We start from the raw sequence: 17,803 nt of genomic DNA, 5'->3' as shown, positions 1-17,803 counted from the left end.
GGGGTCAGCGGGACGTGTCGAAGACCTCGTCGCGGGTGGCGGCGAGGGCGCTTTCGAGGGCCCCGCGCAGGACGGGACGCCGGGGCACGGCGGCGAGGACGAGACGCGGCCGGGAGGCGGCCAGGTCGGCGAGCGCCGTCTGCACGCGGGCGCGCAGGGGCTCGCCGCCGGAGACGAGGACCTCGCCGGAGAGCACGATCAGCTCGGGGTCGAGAACGGCCACGAGGGAGGAGAGGCCGATGGCGACCCGCTCGGCGTACCGGTCGAGCAGGGCCGCGTACCGGGGGTCCTCGCCCTCCGCCCCGGCGGCGTGCGCGAGCAGCCCGGACGCCACCGGCACGTACGGCTGCTCGGGGGTGTCGATGCCGAGGGCGCGCGCGATCCGGGGCACGGACTGGACCCCGGCGAGCTCCTGGTAGCCGCCGGAGTTGGCCCGGGCGACCCGGCGTACCAGCGGGGTGCCGGGCACGGGCATGAAACCGACCTCGCCGGCGCCGCCGGTGAAGCCCCGGTGCAGCCGCCCGCCCAGGACGAGGGCGGCGCCGATGCCCTCCTCGTTCCAGAGCAGGGCGAAGTCGGAGTGGCCCCGGGCGGCGCCCAGGCGCTGTTCGGCCAGGGCGACGAGGTTGACGTCGTTCTCGTACTCGAACGGCATCGGCAGGGCGGCGGCCAGCTCCTCCAGGAGGGTGGGGGAGTGCCAGCCGGGCAGGTGGGAGGCGTACCGCAGGCGCCCGGTGGCCGGGTCGAACGCGCCGGGGGTGCCGATGACCAGCCGCCGCACGTCCGCGCGGGCGATCCCGGCCGCCTTCACGGCCCCGTCGAGGGCCTCGGTGACCTGGCCGACGACCCCGGCGGCGCAGCGGCCGGGGGTGGGCAGCTCGGACTCGCCGACGATCCCGCCGGTGACGTCGGCGACGGCGGCGCGGATGCGGTGGGTGGTGACGTCGAGGCCCGCGGCGTACGCGGCGCGCGCGTTCACCGAGTAGAGCTGGGCGTTCGGCCCGGGGCGGCCCTCGGTGGTGCCGGTGGCGACGACGAGCCCGGCCGCTTCGAGGCGGGCGAGGAGCTGGGAGGCGGTCGGCTTGGAGAGACCGGTGAGCTTGCCGATCCGGGTCCGCGAGAGGGGGCCGTGCTCCAGGAGCAGGTCCAGGGCGGCGCGGTCGTTCATGGCCCGCAGCACGCGGGGCGTGCCGGGGGTCCCCGGAGTCGTGCCGGCCATGGGGTGCGCACCTGCCCTTGCACTGTTAGGAAAGTTTCCTATTGGGTAGAAGGAAAAATAGGTCGCCCGTCACGGGCCCGTCAAGACCCGGGTACGCGCGAAGCCCCCGAAGGCGACGGAATCGTTGCCTTCGGGGGCTTCGGGGGCTTCGGGGGCTTCGGGGGCTTCGGGGGCTTCGGGGGGCCCGGACGGACAGTGGGGCCGGGACCTACTTGGAGAGGTCCCTCGGCAGCGGCGTCGTCGCCGCCGACTGCGGCGAGGTGGTGTTGGCGAAGACCGAGGGGGCCGCCATGCCCGCCGTCGGGTCGGCCGCCGCCTCCTCGGCCGGGGCCGGGAGCCCGCCCACGATCCGGATGCCGGCCTCGTCCAGACCCCGCTTGATCCGCCAGCGCAGCTCGCGCTCCACACCGAGCGCCTTGCCCGGCATCGTCTTGGCCGCGACCCGGACCGTCATCGAGTCGAGCAGCACCTCGTTCAGACCGAGGACCTCCACCGGACCCCACAGGCGCTCGTTCCACGGCTCCTCCTTGGCCATGGCCTCCGCCGCCTCGGTGATCACCGACCGCACCCGGTCCAGGTCCTCCGTCGGCCGGACCGTCACGTCCACGGCCGCCGTCGCCCAGCCCTGGCTGAGGTTGCCTATCCGCTTGATCTCGCCGTTGCGCACGTACCAGATCTCGCCGTCCACCCCGCGCAGCTTGGTCACCCGCAGGCCCACCTCGACGACCTCGCCGGAGGCCACGCCCGCGTCGACCGAGTCACCGACGCCGTACTGGTCCTCCAGGATCATGAAGACGCCGGAGAGGAAGTCGGTCACCAGGTTCCGCGCGCCGAAGCCGATCGCCACGCCGGCCACACCGGCCGACGCGAGCAGCGGCGCCAGGTCGATCTTGAAGGCGCCGAGGATCATCAGGCCCGCCGTGCCCAGGATCAGGAAGGACGCCACCGAGCGCAGCACCGACCCGATCGCCTCCGAGCGCTGCCGCCGCCGCTCGGTGTTGACGAGGAGACCGCCCAGGGCCGTCCCCTCCACCGCCTGCGCCGAGCGGTTCATGCGCTCGATCAGCTTCGTCAGGGCCCGGCGCACGGCCATCCGCAGGAGCAGCGCGACGACCAGGATCAGGAGGATGCGCAGGCCGGTGTTCAGCCAGGTGGACCAGTTCTCCTCCACCCAGGTGGCGGCGTTCGTGGCCCGCTCCGCGGCCTCGTCCAGGGTCACCGGCATGGGTTCGGGTTCGGTGGCAGCCGCCAGGGCGGACCAGGACACGGGACAACCTCCAGGCATCGCGTACGCAGGCCATCCACAGTAACGGGGCGCCGGACACGGTCCCGTCGTCCTCTTCGGGGGAGAGACGGACCTCACCCGTGAGGAAGCCGGGAGGAAGCCGGGAGGAAGCCGGGAGGGAAGAAGGGGATGCCGACGCGGCCGGGGACCCCCGGTGTGGTCGACGACACCCCGGGCCCCTCACCCCGACACCGATACGTGGTGGCGCTCCGACCAGGCATGAGGAGAGACTGAGAGCAGTTCGTCCCGGCGCGAGCCACGCGCCGCCGGCGTCATAGGAGGCATCCGTGCCGCATGTCCTGGTCCTCAACGCGTCGTACGAGCCGCTCGGCGTCGTACCGCTCCGCCGCGCACTCGTCCTCGTCCTGGAGAACAAGGCTCTCTGCCTCGAGGAGTCCGGTGCCTTCCTGCACAGCGAGACCCGAGTCGTCCCCGCGCCCAGCGTGGTGCGGCTGAAGCGCTTCGTGCGGGTCCCCTACCGGGGGCCCGTTCCCTTGACCCGCCGGGCCCTCTTCGCCCGCGACGGCGGGCGCTGCGCGTACTGCGGGGCCGTCGCGACCAGCGTCGACCACGTGATCCCGCGCAGCCGCGGGGGCACGCACGCGTGGGAGAACGTGGTGGCGGCCTGCCGCCGCTGCAACCACGTCAAGGCCGACCGGCACCTGCGCGAGCTCGGCTGGCGGCTGCGCCACCCACCGGCCCCGCCGACCGGCCTGGCCTGGCGGATCATCGGAACCGGCCACCGGGACCCCCGCTGGCTGCCGTACTTGCGGCCGTACGGCGCCGAGGACGTGATGGCCCGGATCGACTCCGTCGCGGAGACCCCCGTGGGGGCGCTCACGACGGGTCGGACCGGGCCTTTCGCGTAGGCGGACGCCCGCGGCACGGAGCGGCGCGCCCCTCAGGGGGCGGGCCGCTCCTCCGGCGCGCCCGGGGACGCGGCCGGGGGTTCCGTCGCGGACGGCACGGCACCGGTCCGCGGCGGCACCGACGGTTTCGACGGGGCCTGCGGCGCCACCGCGTACGTCTCCACCGACCAGAGCGAGTAGCCGAAGCGGGTCGCCCGCTCCTCCCCCTGGACCCGCAGGAACCGCGTGTCCGCCGCGTCCATCCGGACCGACTCCCGGCCGCCCCTGCCCTCCGCGACCGTCGCCGCCGTGCGCCACACCCGGCCGTCCGCCGAGACCTGGACGCGGTAGCGGGAGGCGTACGCGTCCTGCCAGTGCAGCACCACCCGCCCTATCCGGGCCGGCGCGGGCAGCTCCAGCTGCCACCAGGCGCCGTCCTCCGCCGGGGAGGACCAGCGGGTGGCCGGATCGCCGTCCGCCGCCGAGGAGGCCGGGAAGTCCGGGGTCTCGTCGCCCGACGAGGAGGCCGTCGCCGTCCGCGCCAGGTCGGGGCCCGCCGTACGGGGGAAGGCCCGGACCGTCAGGACCCGCTCCTCGCCCGCGAAGGACACCGGCACCCGGTACGCCCCGACCGGCACGCCCGCGGCCACCGACACCTCCAGGGGGACGTGCGTCCGGGCGCCGCGCTCCACCGACGCCTGCTTCGGCAGCCGGACCGCGATCCCCTTCGGGGCCCTCGCCGTCAGCGGCCCGCGCACCCCGTCCGCGCGCCGGCCCGTCAGCTCCACGTCCACCCGCTGCGCCGGGCCGCCGATCTCCGCGTCCGTCTCCGCACGGGCCAGGGCGACACCGGCGCGCGGCCCGTCCGCGAACCACGGCACCAGGGAACGCACCGCCGGGGCCGGGCCCCCTTCGCTCCACGCGACCCGCAGCGCTTCGGCCCGCAGCCCCCTCAGACCGGTCTGCGTCCACCCCGACGACGACAGCGGACCGAGCGGCCGCCAGCCCTCGCCGGGGACGTACGCCTCCACGCGCGCGTCCGTGCCCGCGCGGCCGCCCCCGGGGTCCGGCTCGGCGAGGACCGTCAGGGACTCCACGGACCGGGCCCGGCCGAGCCGCACGGTGTACGCGCCGGCGGCCCGCTCGGCCCGGGTCCGGTCGGCGCCGGTCCAGGCCGCCGCCTCCTTCACCGCGCGCGTGAGGAACGGGTCGAGGACCCCCGCGCCGACCGTCACCCGGCTCGTGCCCAGGGTCTTCCGCAGCCCTTCGAGCTCCAGTTGCGCCCGCCAGGCCGCCGCGCCGTCGCCGCGCCCCTGGGCGAGCAGCATGTCGACGGCCCGCTCGCCCGCGAGACCGTACCGGGAGAGCTGCTCCAGCCACGGCCCCGTCTCGTCGTCGAGGACGCCGCCCGCGGTGGCCGTGAGGCGCTCCGGGGCCCGGCGCATCACCGTGAAGGCGTCCCGCAGCTCGCGCGCCGCCCGCTCCCGCGCGCCCCTGTCCGCGCCCGCGCGGGCGTCCCAGTAGGCGGCCAGGAGCGGCTTCAGATAGGCCGATTCGCCCGCCGGGGCGAGGATCGAGGAGGCGCCGTTCCCGGCGAGCGCCCGCAGCGCCTCGCGGGCGGCCGGGTCCGTCCCCGCGAGGTCGTCGACGGCGGCCCGCCAGGACTGCTCGGGCCGGTAGCCCTTCGGGTTCCAGGCGTAGTCGGCGGTGGTGAACAGCGGCACGCGGGAGGCGGTGGCCTGCTCCATGGCGTGGGCGAGGTAGGCGGCGGAACCGGCGGCCACGGCCGGCTCCCGGCCCGTCGCGGGACCGAGGAACAGCCGGTCCTGCGCGTAGTCGTTGACCGGGTAGTTGTCCATCGTGACCAGCGGGTGGTCCAGCGCCCTCCGGGCGCCGGCCAGTTCGCCGCCGGTGATCGTGCGCGGCACGACGCCGACCCCGGTCCACGCCACCCGCACGTCCGCGTCGAGCGCCTCGGCGAGCCTCGCCCGGTACGCGGTCGACCCGTCCTGGTAGTACTCCGTCGGCATCACCGTCAGCGGCTCGCCGTCCGGGTGCCGTTCGGCCAGGTGCCGGGCGACCGTGTTCGCCACGCGCGCGTGGGCGGCGGCCGCGGCCTCGGGGCCGCGCCCGAAGGCGTCGGCGTCCCGGGAGCAGTGCCACTCGTCGTAGGAGGCGTCCTGGAACTGGAGCTGGAAGGAGCGCACCCCGAGCGCCCACATGGCGTCGAGCTTCCGGGTCAGCGCCGCCACGTCGGCGGACGAGGCCAGGCACATGGACTGGGCGGGCGACACGGCCCAGCCGAGCGTCACGTGGTTGGCGCGGGCCCGCTCCGCGAGCGCGCGGAATTCCGCCCGCTGCGCGGCCGGGTAGGGATCGCGCCACTGGAGCTGGCGGTACGGGTCGTCCCCGGGCGCGTACAGATAGCGGTTCTGCTTGGTCCGGCCCAGGAAGTCGAGCTGCGCGAGCCGCTGCTCCGGGGTCCACGGGCGCCCGTAGAAGCCCTCGGTGACGCCGCGCCCGGCCGTGCCGGGCCAGTCCCGGACGACGACCCCGGGCACCTCGCGGCCGGAGCCGAGGAGCTGACGCAGCGTCTGCACGGCGTGGAAGAGGCCGTCCTCGCCCACCCCGTCCAGGACGACGGTCTCCCGGCCCCCGAACCGGCCCGTGGCGAGCCGGTAGCCGCCGCGCGGCAGATCGAGGCGCTCGGGCACGCCCAGGGCGGCCAGCGCCTCCTCCGCGCCCTCACCGGCGGGCCCGGCGGCCCGCACCACCGGGCCCCGGCCGGGCAGCCCGGTGTGGACGGTCCGCACCCCGGCCGCCCGCAGCAGCCCGCGCAGGGCGTCGAGGGCGTACGGATCGGCGTCGGCGTCCGCGAGCAGCGTCACCTCGTCCCCGAGCCGTACGGAGGGCCCGGAGCCGGTCAGGGACTGCGGCCGGGGCCAGACGGCGGGCACGCGCGCGGGAGCCCGGCCGGCGCCCGCCGGGGAGCCCGGGGAGACCGGGGAACCCGCCGGGGGAGGGGCGGGAGCCGCCGGGGTCGCGGGGGCTCTCGAAGGCGTGGGCGCCGTCGGGGCCGACGGCGCCCCCGGGAGCGCCTGCGCCGCGCCCGGGACGCCGCCGAGAAGGCCGCCGATGACCGCGGCGGCGACGGCCGTCGCGGTACGCCTGCTGCGCCCGAGGTGCACGGGGGTCTCCCTTCGGCGGGGCCGGCCGCTCCGCCGGTTGGTCACGAGTCGGTCACGAGCCCACCACCCGTCGCACGCGAGTGTCAATGCACATGGCCGATGTGTCGGCTTTGCCCGGTGGGTCGTCGGCGAGGTGACGTCACTTCGTCACTTTCCGTCGGTAAAACCGGGTGCGATGGGTATGGCTCAGTCGTTGTCCAGGTCCCACCTGTCGAGACGAACCGGGAGACCCCCGTGACCACGACCGCCCGCCACGGACGGATACGGATTCCGCAGCAGTCGGCGCCCGCCGGCGAACCGCTCACCAGCGAACCGCCGCTGCCCGACGCGTCCCCCCTCACCAGCGAGCCCCCGCTGACCGCGGAGGCCCACCTGACCAGCGAACCCACCGCCCCCGTCACCGCGGGCGGCCCGGAGTCCCCCGGAGTGTAGAAGTGACCCTGGCCCGTCTCGCCGCCCGTCACGGCGTCGCCACCGTCCACAGCCCCGCCGACGGCGGCGACGTGCCCGTGCCGGAGGCCACCGTGGTGGCCGTCCTCGCCGCCCTGGGCGTGGACGCGTCCACGCCGGGAGCGGTCGCGGCCGCCCTCGAAGCGGCGGAACGCGCCGACCGGCAGCGCCTGCTGCCCCCGACCCTGGTCCACTGGCGGACCGGGGACGGGGGCGACGGACCCGGCGCCGCCCCGCATGAAGGGACGGATCCGCGCGGGCGGACGGACCCGCACGGAGGGGCGGGCGCGTACGGGAACCCCCTCCGCCCCCCGTCCCACCTCCCGCCCGGCACCCGCCTCCAGGTCACCACCGAGGACGGCGCCGTCGTCATCGGCGAGGACTGGTCGGAGCTGCCCCTCGGCGTCCACACGGTCGGGGCCGAGGCCCCCGACGGGCGCACCGCCACCGGCACCCTGATCGTGAGCCCCGCGCGCGTGCCCGGACCGGACCGGCGTACGTACGGCCTCCTCGTCCAGCTCTACTCGCTGCTCTCCACCCGTTCCTGGGGCATGGGCGACCTCGGCGACCTGCGCGAGCTCGTCACCTGGGCGGGCCGACGGCACGGCGCCGGGTTCGTCCAGGTCAATCCGCTCCACGCGGGCGTGCCCGGCGCGCCCTCCGACCCCTCCCCGTACCGCCCCTCCTCGCGCCGCTTCCCGGACCCCGTCCACCTGCGGATCGAGGAGATCCCCGAGTACGCCCTGATCGGCCCCGAGCGCCGCGAGGAGCTGGACCGGATCCTCGCCGACGCGGCCGAGCTGCGCGAGCGGGTCCTCGGCAAGGGCGCCCTGATCGACCGGGACGCGGTCTGGGAGGTCAAGCGCCGGGCCCTGGAGCTGCTCCTCACGGGCGTGGAGCTCGGCCCCGGCCGGCGCGCCGACTTCCACGACTTCCTGGCCGGGCGGGGCCGCGCCCTGGAGGACCACGCCACCTACCAGGCCCTCGCCGAGCGGCACGGCCCCCACTGGCGCTCCTGGCCCGAGGCGCTGCGCACCCCGCGCGCGGCGGAGGCGGCCGTGCGCGCGGACCCGGCCCTGGCCGCCCGGGTCGACTTCCACTGCCGGCTCGCCTGGCTGACGGACCGGCAGCTCGCGGACGCCGCCGGGGCCGCCCGCGAGGCCGGGATGGCGGTCGGGATCGTCCACGACCTGGCGGTCGGGGTCCACCCGGAGGGCTCGGACGCCTGGGCCGGCCAGGAGGCCTTCGCCGCCGGCATGTCGGTCGGCGCCCCGCCCGACGCCTTCAACTCCCGGGGCCAGGACTGGGGCCTGCCGCCCTGGCGGCCCGACGCCCTCGCCGCCGCGGGCTACGCCCCGTACCGGGGGCTCCTGCGCGAACTCCTGCGCCACGCGGGCGCGCTGCGCATCGACCACGTGATGGGCCTCTTCCGCCTCTGGTGGGTGCCGGAGGGCCGCGAGCCCACCGAGGGCACGTACGTCCGGTACGACGCCGAGGCGATGCTCGCCGTCCTCGTCCTGGAGGCCCACCGCGCCGGGGCCCTGGTCATCGGCGAGGACCTCGGCACGGTCGAGCCGGGAGTGCGCGAGGAGCTGGCCCGGCGCGGGGTGTTCGGGACCTCCGTGCTCTGGTTCGAGCGGGACTGGGAGGGCGGCGGCCACCCGCTGCCCCCGGAGGAGTGGCGCGCGGAGTGCGTGGCCACCGCCACCACCCACGACCTGCCCTCCACCGCCGCCCGGCTCTCCGGCGACCACGTCGCGCTGCGGCACCGGCTCGGGCTGCTCCCCGGCGACCTGGAGCGCGAGCGGGCGGCGGACCGGGCCGAGACCGCCGAGTGGCGCGGCCTGTTCGAGCGGCTCGGGCTGCTCCCGGAGGGGCCGGGGGAGGAGGCCGAGATCCGGGCCGTCCACCGGTACCTGCTCGCCACCCCGGCCCGGATGGTCGGGGTGTGGCTGCCGGACGCCGTGGGGGACCGCAGGCCGCAGAACCTGCCGGGCACCTGGGACGAGTACCCCAACTGGCGGCTGCCGGTCGCGGGCCCCGACGGGCAGCCGCTCACCCTGGAGCGGCTGGCCGCCTCGCCCCGGGCGCACGCCCTCCTGAGCGAGCTGCACGCCCGTACGGCACCCCCGGGCGCGCGGCGGGTTTAGGCGTTCGCTACGTTTGCACCGTGGACAAGAAGAACGCCCTGCGCGCCGGCGCCGTCGCGGCCGGTACGACGCTGATGATGCTGCTCATGTCGTCCCCCGCGCTCGCGCTCACCCGCGACGACGGTGACGACCCGGCCCCCAAGCTGGAGGTCGTCGAGACCCTCGGCCTGTTCGTGGCCGCCCCGCTGGTGCTGTTCCTGGTCATCACCGGCCTGGTGATGGTGCTCGACAAGTCCAAGAAGGCGTAACTCCTTCCTCCGGCTCCGTCGAGGGCGCCGTACGGTACCGACGTACCGTACGGCGCCTTCGCGTGCCCGCGAGCACCCGCGCCCGCGTTACGCGGTGACCGCGAGCAGCTTGCGCAGCAGCCCGGCCAGCCGCTCCGCCTCCTCCGCGTCGAGCGCCGCCTCCAGGGCCGCCCGCTGCTCCGCGAGACCGTCCACGACCGCCAGGTCCACCAGCTCCCGCCCGCGCTCGCTGAGGGTGACCCGCAGTCCGCGCCGGTCGTTCGGATCGGGGTTGCGGCTGAGCAGCCCGGCCCTCTCCAGGCGGTCGAGGCGGCCCGTCATGCCCCCCGTGGTGATCATCAGCGTGGCGGACAGCTCGCGCGGCGAGAGCGTGTAGGGCTTCCCGGACCTGCGCAGGGTCGCCAGCACGTCGAACTCCCCGCGCGCCATGCCGTGGGGCGCGTACGCCTTGCCCACCCGGTCGCCCATGGCGTCGGCCAGCCGGAAGATCCGGCCGAAGACGGCCATCGGGACCGTGTCCAGGTCGGGCCGGACGGCCGCCCACTGGTCGGTGATGGCGTCGACGGGGTCGTGGGCGGGGCCCGGGCCGGGGGTCTTCGTGTCCATGCGCACAGTCTCCCTTTCCGCACGATGCGACGGCAAGAAAGCCGCTTGTGTGTAAGTATCTTAGTGCTAAGTTAATCAATGCCGAGCCGGAGCGGACCTCCCGGCCCCCCGTGCCGGCATCGCCTCCAGGGGGAACCCCATGTCCCACCAGGCCGTCACGTCCCACCGGGCCGCCTTCATCGCGCTGACCGCCCTCGCCCCGATCTCCTGGGGCTCCACCTACTACGTCACCACCGAGTTCCTGCCGCCCGACCGGCCGCTCTTCACCGGCCTGGTGCGCGCCCTGCCCGCCGGACTCCTGCTCCTGGCGATCACCCGCAAGCTCCCGACGGGCGCCTGGTGGGGGAAGGCCGCCACCCTGGGCGCCCTCAACATCGGCGCCTTCTTCCCGCTGCTCTTCCTCGCCGCCTACCGGCTCCCCGGCGGCGTCGCCGCCGTCGTCGGCTCCGTCGGCCCGCTCTTCGTCGTCGGCCTCGCCGCCCTCCTCCTGGGCGACCGGCCCACCGCCCGGTCCCTGATCGCCGCCGTCGCCGCCGCCTTCGGCGTCAGCCTCGTGGTCCTCAAGGCCGGGGCCGCGCTCGACCTCATAGGCGTGGTCGCCGGACTGCTCTCCGCCCTCTCCATGTCGGCGGGCGTCGTCCTCACCAAGCGCTGGGGCCGTCCCGAGGGCGTCGGCGCCCTCACCGCCACCGGCTGGCAGCTCACCGCGGGCGGCCTCGTCATCCTGCCGATCGCCTTCCTGGTCGAGGGCGCCCCGCCGGCCCTGACCGGCACGAACCTGGCCGGCTACGCGTACCTGGCCTTCGGCAACACCGCCCTCTCGTACGTCCTCTGGTTCCGCGGCATCGAGCGGCTGAGCGCCTCCTCGCTCACCCTCCTCGGCCCCCTCTCGCCCGTCACCGCCGCGATCATCGGCTGGGTGGCGCTCGGCCAGGCGCTCGGCCCGGTCCAGCTCCTCGGCATGGTCATCGCCCTCGGCGCCACCCTGGCGGGCCAGCTGAACCCGCGCGGGCCCCAGGAACCGGCGGAAACCGAAAACTTCAGCGAGGACGAAGGAAAAGGGAAGGAAGATTCGGGCGAACTGGAGGCTTCGGAAGCGCCCCGATAGGTTGCGCCCATGACCGAGTGGGACATCAAGAAGCTCCAGATCCTCCGCACCCTCCGCGACCGCGGCACCGTCACCGCGACCGCGGAGGCCCTGCTCATGACCCCCTCGGCCGTCTCGCAGCAGCTCACCAACCTCGCCAGGCAGCTCGGCGTCCGGCTCCTGGAGGCCCAGGGCCGCCGCGTCCGGCTCACCGACGCCGCCCACCTGGTGCTGCGCCACGCGGAAGCGGTCTTAGCGCAACTGGAGCGCGCCGACGCCGAACTCGACGGTTACCTGCGGGGCGAGGCGGGCCAGGTGCGGGTGGCGGCCTTCTCCACCTCCGTGCCCGCGCTCGTCGTGCCCGCCGTGCGGCGGCTGCGGGCCGCCCACCCCCGGCTCGACGTCCGGATCCGGGAGGCCGAGGCGGGGGAGGCGTACGAGCTGCTCACGGCCGGCGAGGCCGACCTCGCCCTCTCGCTCGCCGCCCACGCGCCCTCCGCCCGCGACCCCAAGTTCAGCCGGGTGCCGTTGCTCGCCGACCCGCTCGACGTGGCCCTGCCCGCCGGCCACCCGCTCGCCGGCGCCCCCGGCCTGCGGCTCGCCGACCTCGCCGCCGAACCCTGGATCTACGGCGGCTCCGGACCCTGGTCCGAGATCACCACCGCCGCCTGCGAGACCGCCGGCTTCGTGCCCGAGCAGGCCCACAGCGCCTCGGGCTGGACCGCGATCCTCGCCATGGTCGAGGCCGGCATGGGCGTCGCGCTCGTGCCCCGCATGGCCTCCGCCGAACGCCGGAGCGGCACCGGAGGGGTCGTCATGCGCGTCCTCTCCGCCGACCAGCCCCGCCGCCACGTCGTCGCGGCGGTACGGAGCGGGGCCGAGGAGGGACCGGCGGTGGCCCGGGTCCTGGCCGCACTCCGCCGGGCGGCGGCGGAACGGGAAACCGTTCAGCAGAACTGAACAACACCATCGAAAACATTCGATGGACCTGGAAGGGTTCGGCGCGGGAAGGTCGATCCATGAGCGACTCCGACACGCACCAGGACCCGCACGCCAACGACGCCGCCCCCTACGCCGGCGGAGACCCCTACGCCGACTACCGCGCCGGGGACTTCCCCTTCACCGAGCTCGTCGACCTCGCCGACCGCCGCCTCGGCGCCGGCGTCGTCGCCGCCAACGACGAGTTCTTCGCCGAGCGCGAGAACCTCCTCGTCCGCGAGCGCGCCGTCTTCGACCCCGAGCACTTCGGCCACAAGGGCAAGATCATGGACGGCTGGGAGACCCGCCGCCGCCGGGGCGCCGACGCCGAGAACGTCTTCCCCGCCCCCGACGACCACGACTGGGCGATCGTCCGCCTCGGCGCCCCCGGCGTGATCCGGGGGATCGTCGTCGACACCGCCCACTTCCGCGGCAACTACCCGCAGAAGGTGTCGGTCCAGGCCGCCGCCGTCGAGGGCAGCCCGAGCCCGGCCGAACTCCTCGACGCCAAGTGGGAGGAGCTCGTCCCGCCCACCCCCGTCCGCGGCCACGCCGCCAACGGCTTCGCGATCGACGCGGAGCGCCGCTTCACCCACGTCCGCCTCTGCCAGCACCCCGACGGCGGCGTCGCCCGCCTCCGCGTCCACGGCGAGGTCGTGCCCGACCCCGAGTGGCTGGAACTCCTCGGCACCCTCGACCTGATCTCCGTACTCAACGGCGGCACGTACGAGGACGCCTCGGACCGGTTCTACTCCTCGCCCACCCAGATCATCCTGCCCGGCACCTCCCGCAAGATGGACGACGGCTGGGAGAACCGCCGCCGCCGGGTCCGCGACACCAACGACTGGGTGCGCTTCCGGCTCGCCGCCCAGGGCGCCGTCCGCGCCGTCGAGATCGACACCGCCTACCTCAAGGGCAACTCGGCGGGCTGGATCGCCCTCCAGGGCCGCAACGGCGAGACGGGCGAATGGTTCGAGATCATCCCCAGGACCCGGCTCCAGCCCGACACCCTGCACCGCTTCAAGCTGCCCGCGCAGGCCGTCGTCACCCATGTGCGCCTGGACGCCTTCCCCGACGGCGGCGTCGCCCGGATGCGCCTCCACGGCACGCTGACGGAACAGGGCACGGCCGACCTGCGCGCCCGGTACACGGCCCTCGGCGGCTGACACCCCCGCGGGACACGACGAAGGGGCGCCCCCGGGGGAGGGCGCCCCTTCTCACGTACGGCTCACCGCCGGTCTCAGACCGCCGCCGCCGCGTCCGCCGCCCGCGCCTTCAAGGCGCGCTCGACGCCCGCGCGGCACTCCGTCACCAGACGCCGCAGCGCCGGAACCGGCTTGTGCTCCTCCAGCCACGCGTCCGTGGCGTCCAGCGTCTCCTGCGAGACCTGGAACGTCGGGTAGAGGCCGACCACGATCTGCTGGATCATCTCGTGGCTGCGGGTCTCCGACACGCCCTTGACCGCCGCGAAGTACTTCGCCGTGTACGGGGCGAGCAGCTCGCGCTGGTCGGACTGGACGAAGCCGCCGATCACGGCCTCCTGCACGGCGTTCGCCAGCTTGTCGTCCTCGACGACCGACGCCCAGGCCTCCGCCTTCGCCGCCTCCGCCGGACGGGCCGCCCGCGCGGTCGCCGCGTGCCGCTCGCCCGCCGCCGTGCGGTCGCGCTCCAGCTCGCCCGCGATCTCCGCCTCGTCGTAGACCCCGGCCGCCGCGAGCCGCTGCACGAACGCCCAGCGCAGCTCGGTGTCCACCGCCAGGCCCTCGATCGTCTCGCGCCCCTCCAGGAGGGCCGCGAGCAGGTCGAGCTGCTGCGGGGTGCGGGCGGTCGCCGCGAAGGCGCGCGCCCACGCCAGCTGGTGGTCGCTCGCCGGCTCGGCCGCGCGCAGGTGCGCGAGCGTCGCCTCGGTCCACCGGGAGAGCCCGGTCCCGCGCCACTCCGGCGCCGCGTACAGGTCGAGGGCCGCCTTGACCTGGCCCTGGAGCGACTGCACCACGCCGATGTCGGACTCCTTGGCGATGCCCGAGAGCACCAGCTCCAGGTAGTCCCGGGTGGCCAGCTCGCCGTCGCGGGTCATGTCCCAGGCCGAGGCCCAGCACAGCGCGCGCGGCAGCGACTCGGCGAAGTCGCCCAGGTGCGCGGTGACGTTCGCCAGGGACACGTCGTCCAGACGCACCTTGGCGTACGACAGGTCGTCGTCGTTGAGGAGGACGACCGCCGGGCGCTTCCTGCCGACGAGCTGCGGCACCTCGGTGCGCCCCTCCGCCGCGACGTCCAGCTCCAGGCGGTCGGTGCGCACGAGGCGGCCGGTCTCGTCCAGGTCGTAGAAGCCGATCGCGATCCGGTGCGGACGCAGCACGGCCTCGCCCTTGGCGCCGGCGGGCAGCGCCGGGGCCTCCTGGAGGACCGTGAAGGCCGTGACGGTCCCGTCCGCGCCGGTCTCGATCTCCGGGCGCAGGACGTTGATGCCGGCCGTCTCCAGCCACGCCTTCGACCAGGCGGTCAGGTCGCGGCCCGAGGTCTTCTCCAGGGCGCCCAGCAGGTCCGACAGGCGCGTGTTCCCGAAGGCGTGCGCCTTGAAGTACGCCTGCACGCCCTTGAAGAACTCGTCCTGGCCGACGTAGGCGACGAGCTGCTTGAGGACCGAGGCGCCCTTGGCGTACGTGATCCCGTCGAAGTTGACGAGCACGTCCTCCAGGTCGTCGATGTCGGCCATGATCGGGTGCGTGGAGGGCAGCTGGTCCTGGCGGTAGGCCCAGGTCTTCTCCGCGTTGGCGAAGGTGGTCCAGGCGTTCGGCCAGCGGGTGCCGGGCACGGCGGCCTGGCAGGCGACCGAGGTGTAGGTGGCGAACGACTCGTTCAGCCACAGGTCGTTCCACCACTCCATGGTCACGAGGTCGCCGAACCACATGTGGGCGAGCTCGTGCAGGATGGTCTCGGCCCGCCGCTCGTACGCCGCGTCCGTCACCTTCGAGCGGAAGACGTACTGGTCGCGGATGGTGACCGCGCCCGCGTTCTCCATCGCGCCCGCGTTGAACTCCGGCACGAAGAGCTGGTCGTACTTGGCGAAGGGGTAGTCGTACGCGAACTTCTCCTGGAACCAGTCGAAGCCCTGGCGCGTGACGTCGAAGATGTGGTCCGCGTCGAGGAACTCGGCGAGCGACGGACGGCAGTAGATGCCGAGCGGGACCGTCTGCCCGTCCTTCTCGTACGTCGAGTGCACCGAGTGGTACGGGCCGGCGATCAGCGCGGTGATGTACGTGGAGATCCGGGGCGTGGGCTCGAACGCCCACACGTCGTCCTTCGGCTCCGGCGTCGGCGAGTTCGAGACGACCGTCCAGCCTGCCGGGGCCTTCACGGTGAACCGGAAGGTCGCCTTGAGGTCGGGCTGCTCGAAGGAGGCGAACACGCGCCGCGCGTCCGGCACCTCGAACTGGGTGTACAGGTAGGCCTGGTCGTCGACCGGGTCGACGAAGCGGTGCAGACCCTCACCGGTGTTGGTGTACGCGCAGTCCGCGACGACCTTGAGCTCGTTGCGGCCCTCCCGCAGGTGCGGCAGGGCGATCCGCGAGTCGCGGAAGACTGCGGCGACGTCCAGGGCGTGCCCGTTCAGGACGGCCTCGTGGACGGCGGGGGCGACGAGGTCGATGAAGCTCTCGGCGCCGGCCTCGGCGGAATCGAAGCGGACGGTGGTGACGGACCGGTAGGTGCCGCCCTCCTGCGCACCGGAGAGGTCGAGTTCGACCTCGTACGCGTCCACGGTCAGCAGCGCCGCCCGCCGCCGGGCCTCTTCACGGGTCAGGTTCGTACCGGGCACCCGGTCAACTCCTCTGTTGCACGACGATTGGACCCATCCTTCCACGGGGCGGCTCGGCCGCGCACGGCGCGTTTCCACGGCCTGTCGCCGTTCGGCCGTCCGGTTTCGAAGGAGGGGCCCCGGCAGGTCCGGACACGCCGGAGGGGCGGCTCCCGCCACGGGAGACCGCCCCTCCGGTCGTACGCGCCCCGCGGGCCGTCAGCCCTGGAGCTCGGCCGCGACCAGCTCCGCGATCTGCACGGCGTTCAGCGCCGCGCCCTTGCGCAGGTTGTCGTTGGAGACGAAGAGCGCGAGGCCGTTGTCGACGGTCTCGTCCACGCGGATGCGGCCGACGTACGAGGCGTCCTTGCCGGCCGCCTGGAGCGGGGTCGGGATCTCGGACAGCTCGACGCCCTCGGCGCCCTCGAGCAGCTCGCGGGCGCGCTCGACGCCGATCGGGCGCTCGAAGCGGGCGTTGACCTGGAGGGAGTGGCCGGAGAAGACCGGGACGCGCACGCAGGTGCCGGAGACCTTGAGCCCGGGGATCTCCAGGATCTTGCGGGACTCGTTGCGGAGCTTCTGCTCCTCGTCGGTCTCGAAGGTGCCGTCGTCGACGATCGAGCCGGCCAGCGGCAGCACGTTGAAGGCGATCGGGCGCTTGTAGACGCCGGGCTCGGGGAAGTCGACGGCCCCGCCGTCGTGGGTGAGCGCGGCGGCGCCCTCGGCGACGGCCTTGACCTGGCCGTCCAGCTCGGCGACGCCGGCCACGCCCGAGCCGGAGACGGCCTGGTAGGTGGTGGCGACGAGCGCGACCAGCCCGGCCTCCTCGTGGAGCGGCCTGAGGACCGGCATCGCGGCCATCGTGGTGCAGTTCGGGTTGGCGATGATGCCCTTGGGGCGGTCCTTGACCGCGTGCGGGTTCACCTCGGAGACCACGAGGGGGACCTCGGGGTCGCGGCGCCAGGCGGAGGAGTTGTCGATCACGACGGCGCCCTGGGAGGCGACCTTCTCGGCGAGGGCCTTGGAGGTGGCGCCGCCGGCGGAGAAGAGCACGATGTCCAGACCGGTGTAGTCGGCGGTGGAGGCGTCCTCGACCGTGATGCCGTCCACGACGGTGCCGGCGGAGCGGGCGGAGGCGAAGAGCCGCAGCTCGTCGAGCGGGAACTTGCGCTCGGTCAGGATGCTGCGCATGACTGTGCCGACCTGACCGGTGGCTCCGACGATTCCGACCTTCACGGGGACTCCTCCGTGCTCATGGGACGTATGGGCGGGGTGCTGCCCTTCCATCATGCGGGTCTCCACGGCGACCTTGTCCAATCCATTGTCCAGTGGGCGGGACGAGGGACGACGGCGACCGAACGTTTCGACCGGCCGCGGCGTCACAGGGGGGAACACGGACGGGGGAGGAGGCGCGGTGGCGGTGCGGAGGGGTGGCCCGGAGGACCACGACGGGCTGATGGACGCGGCGCTCGTGGACCGGGTGCGCGCGATCCTGGCACTGGGCGGGGTGCCGCACGCGGAGCTCCAGGACGGGGTGCAGCAGGTGCGGCTGCGGCTGCTCGAAGCCAGGGCCGGGGCCGGTCTGCCGCGCTCCGTCGCGGCCTGGTGCGCCGTCGTGGCCTCGAACGTCGCGGTGGACTGGCACCGGGCGCGGCGCAGGGAGGAGCGGCTCGGCGAGCGCCTGACCTCGATGTGGCCGGGGAGCGCGGACCGGGCGGGCGGCGAGGAGGCGCGCGTCCTGGCGCTCACGGTGGCCGACGGCCTGGAGCGCCTGCCGTACCGGCAGCGCCAGGTCCTGGTGCTGCGGTTCTACGCGGACCTGTCGGTGGCGGGGATCGCCGAGGAGCTCGGGGTCCCCGAGGGAACGGTCAAGAGCCGGCTGCACGCGGCCGTGCGCGCGATGCGGGAGCGGCTGCACACGAACGAGGTGGTGTGAGGGTGAGGAACG

14 protein-coding genes are annotated in these 17,803 nt (G+C 74.8%); 8 read left to right on the top strand and 6 right to left on the bottom strand.

What is annotated here, in order from left to right; all coding sequences use genetic code 11:
- Positions 1 to 4: 4 nt before the first annotated feature.
- Positions 5 to 1,219 (bottom strand): ROK family transcriptional regulator, encoded by a 1,215-nt coding sequence (locus ACFY7E_RS07160; RefSeq protein WP_389481664.1) that lies wholly within the window; start codon positions 1,217 to 1,219, stop codon positions 5 to 7.
- Positions 1,220 to 1,427: 208 nt separating this feature from the next.
- Entirely contained in the window at positions 1,428 to 2,504 is a 1,077-nt protein-coding gene (locus ACFY7E_RS07155) for a mechanosensitive ion channel family protein (RefSeq protein WP_383443349.1), read from the bottom strand.
- A 287-nt stretch (positions 2,505 to 2,791) separates the two neighbouring features.
- Here ACFY7E_RS07155 and ACFY7E_RS07150 point away from each other — a divergent pair, with 287 nt between their 5' ends.
- The gene (locus ACFY7E_RS07150) at positions 2,792 to 3,373 is read left to right on the top strand and encodes an HNH endonuclease (RefSeq protein ID WP_389481661.1); all 582 of its coding nucleotides are present in this window, start codon (positions 2,792 to 2,794) and stop codon (positions 3,371 to 3,373) included.
- Between the two features lie 32 nt (positions 3,374 to 3,405).
- Here ACFY7E_RS07150 and ACFY7E_RS07145 read toward each other — a convergent pair whose 3' ends face one another.
- The gene (locus ACFY7E_RS07145) at positions 3,406 to 6,540 is read right to left on the bottom strand and encodes a beta-N-acetylglucosaminidase domain-containing protein (protein WP_389481659.1); all 3,135 of its coding nucleotides are present in this window, start codon (positions 6,538 to 6,540) and stop codon (positions 3,406 to 3,408) included.
- Between the two features lie 234 nt (positions 6,541 to 6,774).
- On the opposite strand from ACFY7E_RS07145, the gene ACFY7E_RS07140 reads away from it, so the two are divergent.
- The 3 genes from ACFY7E_RS07140 to ACFY7E_RS07130 are packed head-to-tail and all read left to right on the top strand — an operon-like array spanning position 6,775 to position 9,388.
- Positions 6,775 to 6,972, top strand: coding sequence for a hypothetical protein (locus ACFY7E_RS07140; protein ID WP_389482253.1), 198 nt, complete (start codon positions 6,775 to 6,777; stop codon positions 6,970 to 6,972).
- A 2-nt stretch (positions 6,973 to 6,974) separates the two neighbouring features.
- Complete coding sequence (gene malQ / locus ACFY7E_RS07135; RefSeq protein WP_389481656.1) at positions 6,975 to 9,140, top strand: 4-alpha-glucanotransferase; 2,166 nt, start codon at positions 6,975 to 6,977, stop codon at positions 9,138 to 9,140.
- 20 nt (positions 9,141 to 9,160) lie between these two features.
- A complete protein-coding gene (locus ACFY7E_RS07130; protein ID WP_030210606.1) occupies positions 9,161 to 9,388 on the top strand; it encodes a hypothetical protein in 228 nt (75 codons plus the stop codon).
- Between the two features lie 87 nt (positions 9,389 to 9,475).
- Here ACFY7E_RS07130 and ACFY7E_RS07125 read toward each other — a convergent pair whose 3' ends face one another.
- Positions 9,476 to 9,994 (bottom strand): MarR family winged helix-turn-helix transcriptional regulator, encoded by a 519-nt coding sequence (locus ACFY7E_RS07125; protein ID WP_389481653.1) that lies wholly within the window; start codon positions 9,992 to 9,994, stop codon positions 9,476 to 9,478.
- 139 nt (positions 9,995 to 10,133) lie between these two features.
- Between ACFY7E_RS07125 and ACFY7E_RS07120 the strand changes: the two genes are divergently transcribed.
- The 3 genes from ACFY7E_RS07120 to alc are packed head-to-tail and all read left to right on the top strand — an operon-like array spanning position 10,134 to position 13,225.
- Positions 10,134 to 11,102: an EamA family transporter gene (locus ACFY7E_RS07120; RefSeq protein WP_389481651.1), complete on the top strand. Its 969-nt coding sequence runs from the start codon at positions 10,134 to 10,136 to the stop codon at positions 11,100 to 11,102.
- Positions 11,103 to 11,111: 9 nt separating this feature from the next.
- Positions 11,112 to 12,041 carry a LysR family transcriptional regulator gene (locus ACFY7E_RS07115; RefSeq protein ID WP_389481648.1) on the top strand — a complete coding sequence of 310 codons (930 nt, stop codon included), beginning with the start codon at positions 11,112 to 11,114 and terminating at the stop codon, positions 12,039 to 12,041.
- Positions 12,042 to 12,100: 59 nt separating this feature from the next.
- Positions 12,101 to 13,225, top strand: coding sequence for an allantoicase (alc, locus tag ACFY7E_RS07110; protein ID WP_389481646.1), 1,125 nt, complete (start codon positions 12,101 to 12,103; stop codon positions 13,223 to 13,225).
- Between the two features lie 74 nt (positions 13,226 to 13,299).
- Here the strand turns inward: alc and pepN are convergent, their stop codons facing one another.
- Both pepN and ACFY7E_RS07100 read right to left on the bottom strand, forming a co-directional pair.
- Positions 13,300 to 15,876 carry an aminopeptidase N gene (pepN, locus tag ACFY7E_RS07105; protein WP_389481643.1) on the bottom strand — a complete coding sequence of 859 codons (2,577 nt, stop codon included), beginning with the start codon at positions 15,874 to 15,876 and terminating at the stop codon, positions 13,300 to 13,302.
- Positions 15,877 to 16,074: 198 nt separating this feature from the next.
- Positions 16,075 to 17,091 (bottom strand): aspartate-semialdehyde dehydrogenase, encoded by a 1,017-nt coding sequence (locus ACFY7E_RS07100; protein ID WP_389481641.1) that lies wholly within the window; start codon positions 17,089 to 17,091, stop codon positions 16,075 to 16,077.
- 220 nt (positions 17,092 to 17,311) lie between these two features.
- Between ACFY7E_RS07100 and ACFY7E_RS07095 the strand changes: the two genes are divergently transcribed.
- Positions 17,312 to 17,791, top strand: a complete 480-nt coding sequence (locus tag ACFY7E_RS07095; protein WP_389482213.1) for an RNA polymerase sigma factor — start codon at positions 17,312 to 17,314, stop codon at positions 17,789 to 17,791.
- Positions 17,792 to 17,803 lie beyond the last annotated feature (12 nt).

The sequence above is a fragment of the Streptomyces sp. NPDC012825 genome, from assembly GCF_042900925.1.
GTDB lineage: Bacteria > Actinomycetota > Actinomycetes > Streptomycetales > Streptomycetaceae > Streptomyces.
This window is presented reverse-complemented; position numbering and strand designations above follow the sequence as displayed.